Annotated in this window: 4 protein-coding genes; 2 read left to right on the forward strand and 2 right to left on the reverse strand. The window is 64.3% G+C overall.

The genetic code is table 11. The features are described from left to right. The coding region (locus tag ACRDU5_RS21770; RefSeq protein WP_526617068.1) for a wax ester/triacylglycerol synthase domain-containing protein at nucleotides 1-403 on the reverse strand (403 nt) is incomplete at its 3' end. Between the two features lie 87 nt (nucleotides 404-490). Between ACRDU5_RS21770 and pat the strand changes: the two genes are divergently transcribed. Further along, nucleotides 491-1,489, forward strand: a complete 999-nt coding sequence (gene pat, locus ACRDU5_RS21775; RefSeq protein ID WP_526617069.1) for an acetyltransferase Pat — start codon at nucleotides 491-493, stop codon at nucleotides 1,487-1,489. A 40-nt stretch (nucleotides 1,490-1,529) separates the two neighbouring features. On the opposite strand, the gene lpqN is transcribed toward pat, so the two are convergent. After that, entirely contained in the window at nucleotides 1,530-2,210 is a 681-nt protein-coding gene (gene lpqN / locus ACRDU5_RS21780; protein ID WP_526617070.1) for an envelope biogenesis lipoprotein LpqN, read from the reverse strand. Nucleotides 2,211-2,518: 308 nt separating this feature from the next. Between lpqN and ACRDU5_RS21785 the strand changes: the two genes are divergently transcribed. Next, nucleotides 2,519-3,164, forward strand: a 646-nt coding sequence (locus ACRDU5_RS21785) for a PE-PPE domain-containing protein (RefSeq protein WP_526617071.1), incomplete at its 3' end; no start/stop codon positions are given.

Genomic DNA, 3,164 nt, shown 5'->3' on the forward strand with positions numbered 1-3,164 from the left:
CGACGAGCGCAACCCGCTGATCGGCCATGCCCTCCACGAAATGGAACTCCCACAGTGGACGGCTGCGGTCCAACGGGGTGCTCGCGATTTCCCCGATCACGTTGTCGAGTTCCCGCCGCCCGCCGGGACTGGCGACCGTCACTCGCCGCACGTGATAGTCGAGGTCGATCGCGCAGTCCTCGAGCCACATCGGATGATGCAAACGCCACGGGATGTCGACGAGTTCGTAGCGCAACGGGTCCAGCAGGTGCAGCCTGCGGTAAAGCGTGCGCCGAAAGAATTCGAAGGTGAAGTCGTCCTCATTGAGCGTCGTGTCGATGACGGCGACCTTCAACGTGTGCGTGTGCACATTGGGCGCTTCGCTGTACAGAAGCATGGCATCCATGCCGTTGAGTCGCTTCACAGCACATACCTCACGTGTTGGTGTAGCCACTCGGTGCGGTCTGTAACCATGTTGCCCGCCGTCGCGGCGACGCCGTAGCCTCGTGACGTGGCCGGACTGGCGGCCGTCAGCGCCGACGAACTCGCCGCCCTGGAGGTCTTCAAGGGCTGTCCCGCAGATGCTCTGGTGCCGCTGGCGGCGAAACTGCGGCCGATGAAGGCGGCGGCCGGACAGGTCCTGATGCGCCAAGGGGAAAGAGCGGAGACGTTCTTGCTCATCGGCTCCGGGCGGGCGGAGGTCGCGCACACCGGGGACGACGGCGTGCCCACATTCGTCGAGTTGTTACCAGGCCAGATTGTCGGCGAGATCGCCCTGCTGCGCGACGCGCCCCGGACCGCGACCGTGGTGGCCACAGAGGCGCTGTCCGGCTGGGTCGGCGGCCATGACGCCTTCTGCACCATGCTCGACGTACCGAGATTGATGGCCAAACTCGTGCGGACCGTGCGCCAGCGGCTCGCCGCCTTCATTACTCCGATCCCGGTACGGATGCGCGACGGCACCGAACTGTTCCTCCGGCCGGTACTGCCGGGTGACAACGAGCGCACCGTACACGGTCCCGTCCAGTTCTCGGGCGACACGCTGTACCGCCGGTTCCAGACCACGCGCACCCCCAGCAAGTCGTTGATGGCCTATTTGTTCGAGGTCGACTACGAGAACCACTACGTGTGGGTGATGACGGATAAAAAGGACGGTCCGGTGGTGGCCGACGCCCGCTTCGTCCGCGACGAACGGGACCCCAGCCTCGCCGAGGTGGCCTTCACCGTCGGCGACGATTATCAGGGCCGTGGCGTCGGCTCCTTCCTGATGGGTGCGCTGGCAATCGCGGCGAGGGGCGACGGCATCCGGCGGTTCACCGCGCGGGTGTTGTCGGACAACCTCCCGATGCGCAAGATCCTGGACCGGTTCGGCGCGCACTGGGAGCGCGAAGACGTGGGCGTCGTGACCACGGTGATCGACGTTCCGGCGCTCCGCGATCTGTCCATCACATCGGAGCTGTACCGCGAAATTCACGGTGTTGCAAGCCAAGTCATGCGGGCCGCCAGCTGATGCGTCCCCCGCAACACCGGACGCTACGACCGAGGCTCGGTCACGGTGTGATCGTGGTGTTCGCGTCAATCACGTTCGTGGCCTCCATCAGTGCCGGCATCTGAGGCTCGGGGCCGTCGGCGTTGAGCTGCATCACGTACAGGGCGTCCTGTCCGGGAATGACCACTGTCTTCTGTGCGATGGCCCTTCTGACGCCGCCCCTCATGTATGAGCCACCGACCTGCCAGGCTTCGAATCCGCCGAGTGTGCCGCCGGAGCCGGTGCCGTCGCCCTGATATCCGGGAAGGTTCCTGATCTCACCCGGCGCGAACTCCATGATCTTCGCCGGATCGACGTTGCCGGTGAGCTTGGACATCAGCGCAGTGATGGTGGGCGGGTCAGCGGCGGCGGCCGGGTCAATGAAGATGATCTGGCCCCACGCCCATTGCGGTGCGCGGGCGCCGGCGTCCTCCCAGCCGGGCGGGATAGGCAGGTTGACTAGCGGTGAGCCGGGATCACCGCGCTTGACCGGCGTTTCGACGATGCCGTTTTCCTTGATGTAGTCGACGATCGTCTTGTTGGGTCCGGTGGCCTGCGCCGGTGTGGTGGGCGCGGGTGCGCTGGTTGTTTCCTTCGGGGCGGTTGCCTCGGTCTGCTTGTCATCCGATCCGCAGCCGGCCAGGCCGAGGCCGAGTGCGACGGCCGCGATGGCGATACCCCCGGCCCTGAGTGACTTCGTCATAAGGTCTCCCGTCAGTTGGAAATTCCTGCCCGAGCCTACGGTCGGCAAATGCCCGATGGGGGCGATTTCTCAGGGTAGCCCAACCACCCGCGTACGACGGGGCCGAGGGTTTGCCTCTGCTCGGCGGTTCTGCCACTTATTGACGCCGAAGCAACTGTGTTCGGAAATCCCTGGGAGTTTCGCTGCATTTTGTCCGCGCGTGGTGCAGGATGCACGTGTGCTGCGAGTTGGGGGCCACAGCGTGCTCGCGGCATCGTCGCTGTAGACACGCAGCGATGCGGCGCGGTGTGGCGAGGGAAGGTGTGGACATGAAGGTCCTCGCGCGTTCGCTAGTCGTAATCTTCGTGGTGCTGATCGCCGTTCCGGCGCTGGCGGTGACGTACACATTGACCACCACCGTTCAGCTATTGGCGACAACGGCCTTGATCATGGGCGGGACGGAGCACCCGCTGTCCACACCGCCGGATACGATTGATTTCGTCGAAGATTACCTTGCCGCTGCGGAAGACAACTACATCGATCCGGACCAGAACGAGGACCTAAATAGCGTCGCGGTGATTTATCCGGCGGAGTTCTTCCCCGTGTTCGGCTCGACGACGTTCGACGACTCGGTTCAAGCCGGTCGCGAGAATCTCAATACTTGCCTCCGGGACCCAGGCAACTGCGACTTCAACGAAAACGCCGGAATCGACGATTCCGACCCGCCGGCCACGGGTGACACCTTCAAAGTCCTTGGTTACTCGCAGAGTGCGGTGGTCGCGTCGCTCGTCAAGCAGGACCTCATCGACAACCCGCCCGCTCAGCCGATCAACGCCGAATTCTTCGTGATCGCGAACCCCATGCGTAAGAACGGCGGCATCTTGGCACGAGGGTTCGAGGGCCAGACCATTCCGGGATTGGGCATCACCTTCCACGGGGGCACCCCGACGAACAGTCCTGTCGTCGATCCTGGCG

This window comes from Mycobacterium sp., from assembly GCF_050701515.1.
GTDB lineage: Bacteria > Actinomycetota > Actinomycetes > Mycobacteriales > Mycobacteriaceae > Mycobacterium.